The following is a 15,546-nucleotide window of genomic DNA, read 5'->3' as shown; positions in this document are numbered from 1 at the left end:
ATAGGGGGGTACCCTATATTAGGCCAGACCCATGAACGTGCCCAATCCCTTGCCCTTCCAGCATTCGCACCGGTTCAACCAAGGCAATCCGCTCGCGGAGCGCAATACCATTATCGCCGTGGCGATCACCGCGGCGATGATGGTCGTAGAAATCATCGGTGGCTACGTCTTCCATTCCATGGCACTGCTGGCCGATGGCTGGCACATGAGCTCGCATGCACTCGCCCTGGGTATCTCCGCAGGCGCCTATGCCGTCGCCCGACGCCTCGCCAACGACCGGCGCTTCACCTTCGGCACATGGAAGATCGAGGTGCTGGGCGGCTACAGCAGCGCCCTGCTCCTGGGCGTCATCGCGGTGATGATGCTCGCGCAGTCCATTGAGCACCTGATCCATCCCGTACCGATCAGCTACAACCAGGCACTACCCATCGCCGTTGTCGGCCTGCTCGTGAACCTGCTCTGCGCATGGTTGCTGAAAGATGCGCATCACCATGGGCACACGCACGATCATGACGATCACTCTCATGGACACGATGCGCATCATCGACACGAGGACATCAACCTGAAGTCCGCCTACCTGCACGTCGTGGCGGATGCGGCCACGTCGGTACTTGCCATCCTCGCGTTGCTTGGCGGCAAGGTGTACGGCATCGCGTGGCTCGACCCTGTGATGGGCATCCTCGGCGCCCTGCTGGTCGCCCAGTGGGCGATCAGCCTGATCCGCACATCCGGTCGCATCCTGCTCGACGGCGAGATGGATCACCCGGTGGTCGATGAGATTCGCGACGTGATCGCGGAAACATGCCCCCATGCCGCCATCAGCGACCTTCACGTCTGGCGCGTCGGCGGCGATCGATTCGCCTGCATTCTCGCCCTCGTGTGCGACCGCCCCCTGGCCGCCGAGGCGGTTCGCGGCTACCTGTCCGTACACGAGGAACTGGTCCACGTCACGGTGGAAATCAGCCATTCGCAAGGCGATGCGATGATCGCGACGGCCTCGTGATCGACCACACGATTTGGCCTTCCATCCGGCGGCCACATTACAGTGTTGCAATGCGCAAGATTATCGTTGACAGGCCTGCATCCGCGTGGGTATCGTGCCCGCGCCTACGGGACTCCCGAGGCACTTGTGTGGTTACCAACCTGCGAGAAATGGACAGTTACCCTAGTAGCGGCGCCGATACCGGAACGATTCTTCCGCTGTCGGCGCGGCATGACAACTTGGATGCCAACAGCGACCGCATCCGGTCGACCGGCGCTTTCCTCATCGTCTAGGGAAGTCCGGCCGCCGCCCTGCGCCGTTGATGGCGAACAGGCGGTGAGCCATGAATACCATTCGATCCTTCGATAGCCGGACATTCGTCCGAGCCTTGACGCGCCCGGGCCATGCCCGGACGCGTCACCGCGGCATTCGCGCGGATATGCGCCCTCCATCTTGCTGAACGACGTAGCGGCTCCACCGCCACGTCGCGCGACGGCACGTCCTGTGTCGTCCTGACGACGCGTTTCCTTTTTTCCTGACGCAGGCACTCCTGTCGCTTGACCGTGCGCGCTTTTCGCACGGCGAGGCGATGTGCCCGCGCGCCCCGTCACGCCCATAGCGAGTACTCCCCATGCACAGCATCCACTTCATCGGTGAATGGCTCGGCTGCCGCACGTCCCTGGACGCGCTACGCGATCCTTCCTCCATCCGCGCCCTGTGCGTCGAGCACGTCATGCGCCACCACGTACCCATCGCGGGCGATCTGTTCACGGCGTCCAGCCAGGCCGGCGTCGTCAGCACGATCATGGGCGACGACATGCACATCGTGTTGCGCACCTTTCCTGATCGCCACGCGGTCGATGTCGATCTCTACGCGTCGTCATGCCAGAGCTCGGACATCGCCATGGTGTTCCACCTGCTCTCCGACCTCTGCGACGACTTCCGTCCCACGCGCACCGTGCTTCATCGCGTGCAGCACGGTGCCGAAGCGCAACCCGCCGGCCGCGTACCGGTAAGGCCCACGCGCAGCTCGGGATTCACGAGCTGGCGCCCCGCCTGAACCCGCTGCCCTTCGTCACGACGACACGCCCCGGCCACCGGGGCTTCCCAGAACGTATCCGGATTGACCCATGATGTTCCGCAAGCACACGAACCACGCCCTCGCCCGCCATATCCGTCTTGGCCTGCAGCTACCCGCACTGCTCATCGGCCTCACGGCCCACGCCTCGATGGCCCTGGCGCACGACACCACCGACGACAAGGACACGAAAAAGCACGCAAGCGACACGCCCGTCGCGCTGGATGGCGTCAGCGTTGCCGCACCGACGTCCGGTGCGGGACTGGCCTCCATCCAACCGACGGGCGCCAACGCCTACCAGCTCAATCGTGCCGATCTCGGCGGCGCACTCACCGGCAATAATGGTCTCGCGTTGCTGAAGAACGTACCCGGTGCGTCGTATACCGCGTCGGACGGCCTTGGCCTCGATATCTCCGCGACCAGCCTCTTCGTGCGCGGCTTCCGCATGAATGAGATGGGGGTAACCTTCGAAGGTGTGCCGCTGAACGACAGCAGCTTTCTTTCGATGACGGGCACGAGCCTGGTCAACGTGGCGGTGCCCGACGCCATCTCGGCCATCGATATCACGCCAGGTTCCGCACGCGAAAGCCTGTTCAGCAGCAGCGCCAACGGCGGTGGCCTGGCCTACTCGCTCGCCGACCCCGACCAGAAGGCGGGCGGCAAGATCAGCCAGTCGTACGGCAGTAACGCCACGTTAGTGACCACGCTATCGGGCCAGACGGGCAAGCTCGGCGCGAACGGCCCATCGATCCTCGTGGACCTGCAACGGATCACCGCCAACAAGTACCAGGCCGGTGGTACCCAGCATTTCCTTCGTGGCGACCTGAAGCTGAAGCAGGACGTGCCCTGGGGCGATTTCACGCTGTTCGTGTCCGGCAGCCACGCGGCGGTGTGGGGCTACAACAACCTGTCGTTCGACATGATCCGCACGCTCGGCTGGAAGGCGGACAGCTTCTACCCCCGTTACGAAGACGCGTACTACGCAGCCCTCCCCGAAAACGCCAACGCCTCCTGCGGCGCCCTGACCTGCGGCAAGCTCTCGGCGCTGCTGCCCTACGACACGGGCCAGACCACCCGCGACCGGATCGAGTCGCTCACCCACCACTTCCGCATCACGCCCGACCTGACCGGCAGCGTGCAGGTCTATGGTGCGAACAGCCGCACCGCCGCCACGCTCGCCGACCCCACCACGCCCTCCCTGACCGGCGCCCCCTTCTCCGAACAGGTGCAGCGCCCGCGGGTGAATCGCTTCGGCGGCATGGTCAACCTCAGCTACATCCTGGGCGACCATACCTTCACCGCCGGCATCTGGCAGGAGCGCACGCGCTCCCGTGCGATGACCTCCTGGTACAACGAACCTCTTTTGGGCGAAGGCAATCCGCTGCGCACGACGGGACCGTATACGACCTACGGCCCCGCCTTCCAGACGGCGAACGAATCCCGCTGGCGCATCCGGTCGCGCCAGTTTTACCTGCACGACGACTACGCGATCAACGACGAACTCACGCTGGGCATGGGCTTCAAGGGCGTGAACTTCTCCACCACGGGGGGTGGTGTCGGTGCAGACCAGGCACCCTACGGCACGCTGCGCGTGAAGAGCAACTTCCTTCCCCACGTGTCGGTGTTCTGGAGCCCCACCGCACAGACCGACGCCTTCGTCGACATCGCCAAGTCGGAGAACGGCTACCGGGTCGCCCAGCGCGGCAACATCGGTTACACCGCCTCGGCATGGACGGCGTCGAACCAGGAGGAATTCGACAAGGCGGTGCAGTCCATCCATCCCGAGACCGACTGGAACCTCACGGCTGGCGTCGTCCATCGCTTCGACCATGCGACGGTGACCTGGGATGCCTTCTACAGCGACATCCGCAACCGCCTGCTCTCCGCATCGGTGGGCACCCAGTTCGCCCAGGTGAACACCGTGGGCGTGATGCCGCGCATGCATATCATCGGCACCGACCTGGGCATCACGGCGGACGTGAGCAAGCATGTGCAGTTCTACCAGGGCATCGCCGTCGCTCGTTCGTTCTACGACAGGGATTTCGTCGTGGATGGCAACGTCTTTCCGATCAAGGGCAAGGCCCAGCCGGGCTACCCGATCGTATCGCTCGTGAGCGACCTTTCCATCAAGCTGCAATCCTGGCGTTTCGGCGCCACCAGCACGGAGTACCTGCGCCAGCCCTTCTCGTACGAAAACGACATCTACACGCCTAACTTCTGGCAGGTCAATGCCTATGCGGCGTACACGCTGGAGCGCAAGGGCGACCGTCCCGAGCTGACCTTCCGCTTCGATGTCAGCAACCTGCTGGACCGCAAGAACATCGGCACCTCCACCATCGCCGGATCGCCGTTCTCCGGTGATTACCAGACCCTGCAGCGCAGCGCGCCGCGGCAGGTGCTGTTCACGGTGTCGGCGAAGTACTGACCGCATGAGGAAACATGGTTGGCTGGTGATCGCCTGGCTGGTCGCCATCGCCGTGTGCGTAGGGGCCGGCAAGCTCCTGGACGACCAGGCTCCGAAAGGGAGTGGCGCATGCCGCTCCCTTTCGGGTGCCTGAACGAACAACGATCTCCATCGGGGCTCCACATTGCTTCCATCGGCCTCCCACAGGGCCTTCCTACCCTGTGGCCACACCTGAGCCGATGAACCCGCTTGTCCCCACAAGCCAGCACGACCGAGCCCCTATGCTGAAGAAGTTCCTGTCCGGGTGGAAACCCTCGGACGCTGCCACCTATCGCCGAACCTATGAGCGGTTCGGTGGGAGCGTCTGCGCGCACCCCTCGATCCTGGCGCACCTGGACGAACGTGGACCGGAAGCCGTCCGGTTCTGGCACAAGGAAGTGGACGGCGAGATCGTGGGCGCCTACTTCGCGGATGGAAAGGACGTGATCGCGCACCCGGCGAGCAACGTCCCGGTGATCTTCGAGAACATCATCCTGCCCATCGACCCCGAGCATCGCACCTGGCTTCCCGCCAAGTCCAAGCGCCTGTCCGGTCGGCACCAGGGGCAGTTCATGAACTTCGCCTACGGCGCGGTGAACCCGCGCGCCGTCTGCCTGGTGAAGGGCGATTTTTCCTCGAAGACCGACAAGAAGCGCCGCGCCGAACTGAACAAGTTCCTTAACGAGGGCGGCGAGGTCCGCGACATCGAGGGCTTCAGCGATCGCGACCTCGGCGAGATCTATGCCGAGCTGTTCACCCGCCGCTGGCATGGCGAATTGCCCTGCCAGCGTCCCGAAGACCTCGCCAGCTTCATTGGCGCGATCCGGCCGATGATGTTCGGCCACATCCTCCTGTACAAGGGCCGGCCCTGCGCCTACGACCTGATCTACGCCGCGGAATGCCCACGCTGGATCTATTTTGACGACCACAACGGCGGTATGGACCCGGATCTGAACCACTTCGGCCTGGGCAGCATCCTGCTCTGGCTGAACATCCACGCCGCGAAGGCGCATTGCGCCACGCGCGACAAGGAAATGATCTTCAGCCTGGGCAGTGCGAACGCCCGCTGGTCTTACAAGAAGCGCTGGGGCGACGAGCACGGACTCGGGCGATCGGTCATCTGACATGGCGATCACGCGACGCGCATTGCTCGGCATGGGGTTGGCGGGACTGTTCGTCGCTCGCGACGGATTTCCCACGATGGCCCCCTCGCCGGATTCCTCGTTCGACGACTGGCGGCGCCACTTCGAATCGGGCCTGCCGGCCCGCATGAAGGCCGCAGGTATTCCCGGCGTGGCGGTCGCGATCGCCTCCACCACATCGCACCATTACACCTCGGCCTTCGGCTTCGCCGATATCGGTGCCGGGCGGCGACTGTCCGTGGATACGCCGATGCACCTGGCCTCGGTCAGCAAGCTGGTCACGACCCTCGGCATGGTGCGCCTGTTCGAGCGCCACGGCTATGACCTGCATCAGGACGTCAACCACTTCCTCGATATCGTCGTGCGCAATCCGCACCACCCCGACCGACCGATCACGGTGCACCAGTTGCTGACCCATACGTCCAGCATCTCGGACGAAGGTTATGGCGATATCACGATACCCGGCGACGCGACGCAGTCGCTTGGCGATTTCCTGACGTCGTACCTGACCCGGGGCGGCGCCACGTACTCGCCCGACGAGTCCTTCCTGCGCGCCGCCCCCGGCACGCGGTGGACGTACTCCAACGTCGCCATGGCGCTGGCCGGGCATGTCGTCGAGCGCATCGCGAAACGGGATTTCGGTTCGTTCATCGAAGCCGAGGTGTTCGCGCCGCTGGCAATCCGCAACGCGCACTGGTCGATTCGCCGGTTCGCGCCGAACGTATTGGCCATCCCTTACGAATTCGACGACGGAAAGCTGGTCGCGCTACCCCAGCAAGGCTATCCCGACATCCCCGCCGGCATGCTGCGTTGCCCGGTGAACGACCTGGCGAAACTGCTCGCCACCCTGCTGGGCGCCCCGACGGCCCAGCCACCGATCGCATCCCCGCAAGCACTTCGCGCCATGCTGGAACCCCAGGTGGATCCGTCCATCGCCTCGTATCAGGGCCTGGGCTGGATCGCCGAGGAAGTGAACGGCCGCACGGTCGTCGGTCACTCCGGCAGCGATCCCGGCGCGTCGAACATGGTGGCGCTCACCGGCGACCGGAAGCAGGCGGCCGTGGTCCTGATGAACGTCGACGGCACCCGACGAAACACGCGTTTCAGGGACGAAGTGACCCGCGACCTCCTCGCCGGAGCAAGTCGCATCGCCTAAGATGCCGGAATGCCATCGACAAGGACCGTCATGAATCCCGCCGCCGTATTGTCCTGCCTGAGCTGTTCCATCGTGTCCGGTGTCGCGACGACACCTGGCGGAACCGTACTTGAAACCGATCGATTCCATGTGCACCAGGACGCACGTCACGCCATTCCCGGGTTCATGATCGTCACCACGAAGCGACACCTCGTCGCCTTCGACGAACTGGATGAAGCGGAAGCCGTGGAGCTCGCCCTTATCCTCCGACGGGTCAGGCGCGCGCAACGCGGCGTGCTGGGCACCGAACACACGCACCTGCTCGTGAACGAAGACACCCGCCATCACTTCCACGCGTGGATGCTCCCGAAGCACCCCTGGATGAACGCCTACGGCCAGGGCGCGGAGGCCATGCGCGCAGCCCTCATCCAATCGGCCTCGAGACCACCGACCCCGGCGGAACGCGAGGCCACCGTCGAGGCCTGTGCCCGCATCCGCGATACGCTCGCGGCACCGTTCCATGAATGAAGTCCCTCTCTCCATACCTCATCCATAAAACATCCACCGACGCCTGACAGAGCGCTCCTAGGATTCGTCCACCCCACAGGTCGTCCGTCATGTATTGCGGCGGATGGCCCATGAACGAATCCCAGAGCGCCCTTGATGAGCAACACCAAACGATCCGGCTGGTTGGCAGACCGAGGCATCGCCTGCCTGGTCATCATCCTGCTGATCATGCCCATGGCGGCCTTCGGCGCCTGGACGTCCGACTACCTGTGGGACCGGGGCGTCAGCTGGGAGCAAGGCGAATGGGTGCTCGCGATGCTGCCCATGGGCGCCTCCGTGATCTTCCTGTCGCTGCGCTCGGAGTCGCCGGCACCGGGAAGCCGGGAAGGCCTGGTTGCCGGCCTGACGCTGACCGCCATGGCGTCGGCGATGCTCTATGCCGCCATCAACGTCTGGTTCCTGCTTGCCGCGAGCTTTCTCTACGGCGCGGGCATCGGCTTGCACATGACCTGGCTGGCCCGTAATGCGTCCCGCCTGTTCGCCGCGCCACGCGCGCCGGTACGCGCCGCCGTCCACATGATTCCCGCGGTCGCCATGTACCTGCTCGCCGCCGACATCCTTCCCTGGTTCGAATCCATCAGCGCACCCGATGGCGGTTTCCTTGTCGGCATGGTCACCTCCGCTCTAGCGCTGCTGATATGCCTGGCGACCCGTACGCACCGCTCGCAGCCGTCCGCGCTGCGGATCGATCCGTGGCTGGCCCTGCTCGCCACCGTGTCGCTGATCTCGCTGTGCCTGGCCTTCGTACGCAACGTGGATCATCGGAAGAACGTGATGTCCTCCGTGATGCTCGTCATCGACGGCCTGGTCTTCGCCGGCCTCTATCTCGCCCGCCTCAACGCCACCCGGGGCATCCGCCTTTCCCCGCTCGCGCTGTCGTCCACGCCATTGCGCCGCTGCCTCCTGTCGCTGCTGGTGTCCTGCGCCGCTGCGCTTGCCGTGATCACTATCGTCTCGTTGGGCAACCCGGCCATCGATGAGCCCGGCTCGGCAAAACCGGAGGTTCGTCTCGGCCTCTTCGTCGTGAGCGCCCTCGTGGCCGGCCCGCTGCTCTGGGCCTATGCGCCACGCTTCCTGCGCTCCACCTTCATGCCCATGATGCTGACCCTGGCATCGGGATCGTGCTTCGGCCTGTACCTCACGGCCTCGCAACCCGCCTGGGTGGCGTTTTCGATCAGCGCCGGTGCCGGGCTGGGCGGCGCCATCACCTACGCCATGATGAGGCTGGCGAATCTCGGCCCCCATGCCATGTTCCGCAATCCGCTGCGGCTCGGTCTCGCCGCATCGTTTCTTGGCGGCACCTTCGGCCTGGTCGGCGCGTTCTCCCTGATGAACCAGATCTACATCGGCACGCTGGTGTCCGACCCGTCCGACACTCTCCAGCCGGGTCGGCCGCTGCGCCTGGCCGACGCGATGACGCTGTTGGACAAGGTCAGTCCACACGAACCGTATCCATCCACCATCGCCGTGTCCGTCGCGAACAGCATCTCCAGCTCGCTCGCCATTCTCTGCATATCGCTCGCCGTCGCCGGCATCCTCGCGTCCGTCGCGGCACCACCCCTCCACGCCAGGTTCCGCCAAGCCACGGACGCGCGACGCAAGTAGCCCGGACCGCTCCATCCCCTTACGTACAGGTACTCGATATGTCCGGCCTGGCTGGCCTGTGGCGACCCCATCGCCCGATGTCCAGGGAATCCCTGGAATCCCTTTCCGAACACATGCTGGCGTCGTTGTCCCATCGAGGCAGCGTGCGTCATGTCGCCGCGCATCCGCCCACCCAGGCGGCCATCGCGGCATGTCGTCCCGCCAACGGCCCGATCTCCGCACACATGGCGCGTTCGAGCGATGGCCGGCACATCATCGCCGTCGCGGGCGAGTTCTACGAACCGGCACCGCGAGCGTCCATGCTCGATGTGGACACGCCGGTCGAGCGCCTGCTGCGCCGCATCCAGTCGCTGGGCATCGAGCGTGCCCTGGCGCATACGCGAGGCGCCGTGTGCGTCGCGGCGCTCGATACCGTGGAAGGTACGCTGACCCTCTCCCGCGACAAGATGGGCGAGAAGTCGCTCTACGTCGCGCCCGCACCCGATGGCCTGCTGTTCGCCTCCGAACTCGATGCGATCGTCAGCATGACAGGCCCGCTGTCCATCGATCTCGACGCCGTCGGCACCCTGCTCCGGCATGGTTACATTCCCGCGCCGCATGCGATCTACAAGGGGGTCTATAAGCTTCCACCCGGTTGTCTCCTGCGTATCCACCTGCATGGCGATGCCGGCACGTCCTCGGCGATGCCGCCGATCGAGCGCTATTGGGACCTGCGCGACGTGGCAAAAGCTGGCATCGACGAGCGCCGGCCCGAGGGATGGCGTGGCACGGCGGATGTCCTGCACGACCTGTTGATGACATCGATCGATCTACGCCACGGCGGCCGTGCCGCCACGTTGTTGACTGGCGATGCGGAGTCCAGCGTCATCACCGCGCTGCTGCAGGCGAAGCAAAGTGCACCTGTACAGGCGTTCGGCATCCGCTATGACGGTGACGCAGCGGATATCGATCGCCCGGACCGCATCGCAAGTTACCTGGGCTGTCACTTCGACCAGGTGAGAGTGGCCAACCGCGATGTCCTCACCTGGGCGGAGCGGGCGGCGGCCACGTGCGGCGAACCGGTCGCCACACCGTCCTTCATTCCGTTGCTCGCGGTGGCGGATGCCGCCAGCGCATCGCACAAGCGGTTGCTGCTGGGCGACGGCGCTGACGAACTGTTCTTCGGCCACGCCGCGTATCGAAAAGCCATGCGACATGCCCGCTGGATGCTGCCGATCCCTCGCTGGGCAAGGCAGAAACTAGGCACCCTGCCCGTCGTACGTCGGGCCCATGCCTGGATCGGCAGCACGCACGACCATCTCGTGCGACTCAACGCGAACTGTGTCGAAGAGCACTACCTGGACACGATTTCCCTGTGGCAACACCCTGCGCAAGCCGTACCAGGTGGACGCGAATACTCGACAATCTTTTCCAACCCCGACCGATGGCTGGAGGGAGGAACACCTGGCGAGCGGCTTCAATACCTCGATCAACACATGCGATTGGGCGAAGGGCAGCTCCCCATGGTCGACCGGGCCTGCCTCGCCCACGGCCTTACGCCCTGTTTCCCTCTGCTGGATGAGTCTGTCGTACGCTTTTCCTGGCAGGTGCCCCAGGCGCACAAGACGCGGAAGCTGATCCTCGGAAAGCTGGCGGAGCGCTACCTGCCGGAGAAGCTGCTCCAATCCCATCTGCCTCCCACCGGCGCGCCCATCGCGGCCTGGCTACGCGGCCCCTTGCGCGAATGGGCCGGTGACCTGCTCAATCGCCGCCGACTCCAGCAGCAAGGCATCTTCGATGCCGACGAGATCCTGCCGATCTGGGAGGCCTTCCTGGAAGGCAAGCAGCAATGGCATGCGAACCTGTGGCCGGTGCTGACGTTCCAGGCCTGGTACGAGCAACGAGGGCGACACGGCTGAGGCTCAATCCACCAGGTGTGCCGCGATCCATGTCGTGACGACGGTTTCCGGCGACGCGCGCGGGGGCACGTCCAGGGGCAGCGTCCGGGCGAATTCCATGGCGGCCTTCACGAAGGCCTGTCGCGAACGCGCGGATGCCTGGCGTGCCAGAGCCTGCTTCTGCCGCAACTGGACGATATGCGCGCTCGGCTGGCCGGGCCGGACGAATTTCTGGAACTTGCGCAGCTCGTCCGCCGCCAACTCCGTATCGTGGGCGGCGCGATTCATCGCCGCCTGCCCCTTCAGCGCCTGGACCAACCACTGGCCGGCCACGGTGAGCCCCTCGGCGTCGCGCAACGCGTCGCCCTTGCCCGCGTCGCAGGTCCGCATGACCTGGGCCAGGAAGGCGGCGTCCTCGGGGGTGTCATGGGAAGGCACATGGCTCACGGTAGCTCCGGACATCGATCAAACCCCGGATTCTAGCCTTTCCCCTCGCCCGTATCCTGTTGCAAACCGACGACCGGCGAACCTCGCGCCCCATCGATCCAGCCACACGTAGATCACCGGCGTCAGATACAGCGTAAGCAGCTGCGAGACGAGCAGCCCGCCCACGACGGTAAGTCCGAGGGGGCGACGCACCTCCGCCCCGGCACCCGCGCCGAACGCCACCGGCAAGGCGCCTGCGAGCGCGGCCATGGTGGTCATCATGATCGGGCGGAACCTGACCTCGCAGGCCTCGAGGATCGCCTCCGCGGGCGGCATCCCGTACTCGCGCTGCCGAACGAGGGCGAAGTCGATCATCATGATCGCGTTCTTCTTCACGATGCCGATCAGCATCACGATGCCCACGAAACCAAACAGGTCCAGTGGCACCTGGCACAACCGCAAGGTCACCAGCGCGCCGACGGCGGCGGCCGGCAAGCCGGACAGGATCGTCAGGGGGTGGATGAAGCTCTCGTAAAGCACGCCCAGCACGACATAGATCACCAGTACCGCCAGCAACAGCAGCATGCCGATGCCCTGCATGGATGCCTGGAACGCCTGCGCCGTACCCTGCAACCCGCCGCTGATGGTCGCCGGCAGGCCGATCTTCGCCAGCGCTCCGTGGATGGCCGACAACGCGTCACCCAACCCCACGCCCGGTGCCAACCCGAAGGACACGGTGACCGCCGGCAACTGCCCCTGGTGATTCACCGTCAACACCTGCGGACGGCGCACGAAGCTGGCTACCGTATCCAGCGGCACGAGTTTTCCCGAATCCGAGGTCACATACAGCTTGGACAATACCGCCGGATCCTGCTGCAGCTTGCGCCTCACCTCCATCACCACCCAGTACTGCGTCGCCGTGCCGTAAATGGTGGATAGCTGGTTCTGTCCGAACGACGCGCCCAGCGCCGATTGCACCTGGGCCATGCTCAACCCCAGCGGAGCCAGCTTGCGTCTGTCCACCTCCACCACGATGGATGGGCTGTCCAGGCTCAGGTCGTTGGTCACGTCCTGGAAGCCCGGCAGCGCGGCGAACGCCTGCGTCACCCTGCCCGCCCAGTCGTACAGCGCATTCGTGTCGAGCGACTGAAGGGTGAACTGATACTGCGCCTTCGAGCGTAGTCCCCCGATCTGGATCAGTGGCGGGTTGCGTACATAGGCCTTCATGCCGACCACGCTGGCGAACTTTCGCCGCAACTCCTGCGCGACCTCCCCCACGTCAAGGCGACGCTGGTCGGCGGGCTTGAGCCTGAGCAGCATCTCGCCGTCGTTGATCGTCGAGCCTCCGGCTTCGATCGATGACATCCATGCCTCGATGTTGGGATCGTTCGCGACGATCTCCGCAAGCTGCTGCTGCTTCGCCACCATGCCGCCATACGAGACATCCTGCGGACCCTCCGTGATCACCTGCAACCGCCCGCTATCGCCGGCGGGAATGAAATCCCTCGGCGTCGTGTAGAACAAGCCTCCGGTGGCGACCAGGCTGAGCAGGAACGCGGTGAACACCCAGCGCGGCCGGTCCATGCACCAGCGAAGGCTCCGCGTATAGGCCCCATGCACATACGTAAAGCCCTGGTCGAACACCCGCACGACACGATGACGTCGCGTCTCGCCCTGCGCACGGATAAAACGGCTGCACAGCATCGGCGTAAGGATGATCGACACGATGCCCGACACCAGGATGGCGATGCACAGCGTCACCGCGAACTCGTGGAACAACCTGCCGACGATGCCGCCCATGAACAACACGGGGATGAACACCGCGACCAGCGATATCGTCATCGACAGGATGGTGAACCCCACCTCGCCTGCGCCGCGAAGGGATGCTTCCCGCGGATCGAGTCCGCGCTCGACATGTCGAAGGATGTTCTCCAGCATCACGATGGCATCGTCCACCACGAAGCCGACCGCTAGCGTGAGTGCCAGCAACGAGAGGTTATCCAGGCCGTAATCCAGCAGATACATCGCGCCGAACGTACCCGTGATGGACAAGGGCAACGCCACGGCCGGAATCAGGGTGGCCGAGAGGTTGCCGAGGAACAGGTAGACCACCGCCACCACCAGTACGCCTGCGAGCAGCAGCGAGAACTGCACATCCGCCACCGACGCTCGGATCGATGGCGAACGGTCGTACAGCACGTCGAGCTTCACGGAGGGAGGCAACCCAGCGACGAAACCGGGAAGGATCGTCTTGATGCGATCGATCAACGCCATGGTATTGGTGCCCGGTTGCCGCTGAATCGCGAGGATCACCGAGCGATCGTGTCCGTACCAACTGGCGAGCTGGTCGTTCTGCACGCTATCGGAAGCCATGCCCACATCGCCCAGCCGCACGGGCGCGCCATTGCGCCAGGCCACCACGATGTCGTTGTAGGGCGCCGCACGCAGCAACTGCCCCTGATTACGCACCTGGAACTGCTGCGACGCCCCATACAGGGTGCCCGTGGCCTGGTTGACGTTGGCCTCGGTCACCGCCTTCTGCACCTGGTCGATGCCGATGCCAGCGACCGCCATCCGATCCGGGTCCAGGCTGATCCGCACGGCGTACTTCGTCGCCCCGTACGCATAGACCTGGGCCACGCCTTCCACCGTGGAGAGGCGTTGCGCCAGCTGCGTTTCCGCATACTCGTCCAGCTGCGACACCGGCAAGGTCGGCGAGGTCATGGCCAGCAGCAGCACGGGCGCATCGGCCGGATTGATCTTACGCAGGATCGGCGGTGACGGCATGTCGACAGGCAACTGGCGCTGGGCGGCGGCGATCGCCGTCTGCACGTCCTGCGCCGCGGCATCGATGTTCCGGTCGAGGGCGAAGCTCAGCACGATGCTGGTGCCGCCCGGCGAACTCGACGAGTTGATCGAATCGATGCCCGGGATGGTGGTCAGCTGCGCCTCCAGTGGCGCTGCCACCGCCGTCGCCATGACGTCGGGCGACGCGCCCGGCAGGGCCGCGAAAACACGGATGGTCGGATAGTCGACACTCGGCAGTTCGTTGACCGCCAGCTTCGGATAGGCCGCGATCCCCGCGACAAGGACCGCGAGGCTCAGCAACGTGGTCATCACGGGGCGACGAATGCACAGCGCAGGGAGGTTCATGGTGACGACTCAGGCCTTGTCCGCGAAACGCACGGCACGGCCTTCGCCCAGCAGCAGCTGACCATCGACGACGATGCGCTCGCCACCCTCCAGGCCATGGTCGACGACGATACGCCCGGCCGAGGTGACCCCGATGCCGACAAAGCGTTGATGCGCCTTGCCATCGCTTCCGACCACGAAGACGAAGTCACCCTTGTCCGAACTCTGCAAGGCTTCGGCCGGCATGCTCACCACGTTGGCGAGGTGCGCGGTGGGCAAGCTGACCTGGAGGAATTGTCCCGGCGTGAGGCGGCCATCCCTGTTCTCGAAGCGCCCCTTCAGCACGATGGTGCTCGTGGTGACATCCACGGTGTTGTCGATGAACTCGAGCCGCCCGCTCAGTGGCGCGCCCTTGTCGCCAGGCACCAGAGCCTGGACGACGACCGGACCCCGCACCTGCGCCGCCTTCACGGCATCCAGGCTGGTTTCGGGAATGCTGAAACTCACCCGGATCGGCTGCACCTGGTTCAGCACGACGATTGCCGTATCGTTGGCCGTGACCTGGGCGCCCGGCCACGCCAATGGCGTACCCGTCACGCCATCGAAGGGCGCGACGATCCGCGTGTAGCTCCATTGCAGCCTGGCGCCCGCTTCGGCTGCCAGGCTCGTCTGCAAGGTCGCGCGCGCCACTTCCACGGTGGTCCGGTACGTGTCGTAACTGGCCCGGGAGATGAAGCCCTTGTCGAGCACCTGGCGAAACCGGGTCAGGTCCGCCTGGGCCTTGTCCAACTGGGCTCGGGCACTGGCGACGTTACCGCGGGCCTGATCGAGTTGCGCCTGCAAGGGCAACGGATCGAGTCGGGCAAGCAGGTCCCCCTTCTTCACTCGCGCCCCGGGCTCGAAGTCCAGCGATTCCAGCTGCCCCGAACTGCGTGCACGTACGGATACCGTGGACCACGGTTCCGTACGTGCGACCACGCTCAACGATAGGTCGATATCTCCCCGCGTGGTCAGTGCGACATGTACGGGCACGGCGTCATCGACGACATGCCCGCTCGACGGAGGCGATGCAGGCGAACCGCCCACCGCATACGCCGCGAGCGCTACCAGGCCGAGGACGATGGTGACGACGACGAACCGGGTTCGCGCGGTACCCATG

At 65.1% G+C, this 15,546-nt stretch carries 11 protein-coding genes; 8 read left to right on the top strand and 3 right to left on the bottom strand.

Annotated elements, in window-relative coordinates; genetic code table 11:
• The first annotated feature begins 31 nt into the window (after positions 1-31).
• From dmeF to GAK28_RS09595, 8 genes are all read left to right on the top strand, one after another.
• Complete coding sequence (gene dmeF, locus GAK28_RS09630; protein WP_291777778.1) at positions 32-1,003, top strand: CDF family Co(II)/Ni(II) efflux transporter DmeF; 972 nt, start codon at positions 32-34, stop codon at positions 1,001-1,003.
• A gap of 610 nt (positions 1,004-1,613) precedes the next feature.
• Entirely contained in the window at positions 1,614-2,042 is a 429-nt protein-coding gene (locus GAK28_RS09625) for an S-adenosylmethionine decarboxylase (RefSeq protein WP_291777775.1), read from the top strand.
• A 169-nt stretch (positions 2,043-2,211) separates the two neighbouring features.
• Positions 2,212-4,485 (top strand): TonB-dependent receptor, encoded by a 2,274-nt coding sequence (locus tag GAK28_RS09620; RefSeq protein WP_343161866.1) that lies wholly within the window; start codon positions 2,212-2,214, stop codon positions 4,483-4,485.
• A 260-nt stretch (positions 4,486-4,745) separates the two neighbouring features.
• Entirely contained in the window at positions 4,746-5,627 is an 882-nt protein-coding gene (locus tag GAK28_RS09615) for a hypothetical protein (RefSeq protein ID WP_291777768.1), read from the top strand.
• A gap of 1 nt (position 5,628) precedes the next feature.
• On the top strand, positions 5,629-6,801 hold the full coding sequence (locus GAK28_RS09610) for a serine hydrolase domain-containing protein (protein ID WP_291777765.1): 1,173 nt from the start codon (positions 5,629-5,631) through the stop codon (positions 6,799-6,801).
• 30 nt (positions 6,802-6,831) lie between these two features.
• Positions 6,832-7,308, top strand: coding sequence for a hypothetical protein (locus tag GAK28_RS09605; RefSeq protein ID WP_291777762.1), 477 nt, complete (start codon positions 6,832-6,834; stop codon positions 7,306-7,308).
• Between the two features lie 135 nt (positions 7,309-7,443).
• Entirely contained in the window at positions 7,444-8,952 is a 1,509-nt protein-coding gene (locus tag GAK28_RS09600) for a hypothetical protein (RefSeq protein WP_291777759.1), read from the top strand.
• Positions 8,953-8,990: 38 nt separating this feature from the next.
• On the top strand, positions 8,991-10,850 hold the full coding sequence (locus GAK28_RS09595) for an asparagine synthase-related protein (protein ID WP_291777756.1): 1,860 nt from the start codon (positions 8,991-8,993) through the stop codon (positions 10,848-10,850).
• Between the two features lie 3 nt (positions 10,851-10,853).
• On the opposite strand, the gene GAK28_RS09590 is transcribed toward GAK28_RS09595, so the two are convergent.
• The 3 genes from GAK28_RS09590 to GAK28_RS09580 are packed head-to-tail and all read right to left on the bottom strand — an operon-like array spanning position 10,854 to position 15,545.
• Positions 10,854-11,276 (bottom strand): hypothetical protein, encoded by a 423-nt coding sequence (locus tag GAK28_RS09590; RefSeq protein ID WP_291777754.1) that lies wholly within the window; start codon positions 11,274-11,276, stop codon positions 10,854-10,856.
• A gap of 18 nt (positions 11,277-11,294) precedes the next feature.
• Positions 11,295-14,408, bottom strand: a complete 3,114-nt coding sequence (locus GAK28_RS09585) for an efflux RND transporter permease subunit (RefSeq protein ID WP_291777750.1) — start codon at positions 14,406-14,408, stop codon at positions 11,295-11,297.
• Positions 14,409-14,417: 9 nt separating this feature from the next.
• Positions 14,418-15,545, bottom strand: coding sequence for an efflux RND transporter periplasmic adaptor subunit (locus GAK28_RS09580; RefSeq protein WP_291777747.1), 1,128 nt, complete (start codon positions 15,543-15,545; stop codon positions 14,418-14,420).
• Between the last annotated feature and the right edge of the window lies 1 nt (position 15,546).

Source organism: Luteibacter sp. (assembly GCF_009912395.1).
In the GTDB taxonomy this organism is placed as follows: Bacteria; Pseudomonadota; Gammaproteobacteria; order Xanthomonadales; family Rhodanobacteraceae; genus Luteibacter.
The sequence above is the reverse complement of the archived record's forward strand: the minus strand, read 5'-3'. Positions and strand labels throughout refer to the sequence as shown.

Excerpts from the sequence above, each read along its gene's own strand:
- dmeF (WP_291777778.1), top strand. The coding sequence starts at position 32 with ATGAACGTGCCCAATCCCTTGCCCTTCCAGCATTCGCACCGGTTCAAC.
- GAK28_RS09625 (WP_291777775.1), top strand. The coding sequence starts at position 1,614 with ATGCACAGCATCCACTTCATCGGTGAATGGCTCGGCTGCCGCACGTCC.
- GAK28_RS09620 (WP_343161866.1), top strand. The coding sequence starts at position 2,212 with ATGGCCCTGGCGCACGACACCACCGACGACAAGGACACGAAAAAGCAC.
- GAK28_RS09615 (WP_291777768.1), top strand. The coding sequence starts at position 4,746 with ATGCTGAAGAAGTTCCTGTCCGGGTGGAAACCCTCGGACGCTGCCACC.
- GAK28_RS09610 (WP_291777765.1), top strand. The coding sequence starts at position 5,629 with ATGGCGATCACGCGACGCGCATTGCTCGGCATGGGGTTGGCGGGACTG.
- GAK28_RS09605 (WP_291777762.1), top strand. The coding sequence starts at position 6,832 with ATGAATCCCGCCGCCGTATTGTCCTGCCTGAGCTGTTCCATCGTGTCC.
- GAK28_RS09600 (WP_291777759.1), top strand. The coding sequence starts at position 7,444 with ATGAGCAACACCAAACGATCCGGCTGGTTGGCAGACCGAGGCATCGCC.
- GAK28_RS09595 (WP_291777756.1), top strand. The coding sequence starts at position 8,991 with ATGTCCGGCCTGGCTGGCCTGTGGCGACCCCATCGCCCGATGTCCAGG.
- GAK28_RS09585 (WP_291777750.1), bottom strand. The coding sequence starts at position 14,408 with ATGAACCTCCCTGCGCTGTGCATTCGTCGCCCCGTGATGACCACGTTG.
- GAK28_RS09580 (WP_291777747.1), bottom strand. The coding sequence starts at position 15,545 with ATGGGTACCGCGCGAACCCGGTTCGTCGTCGTCACCATCGTCCTCGGC.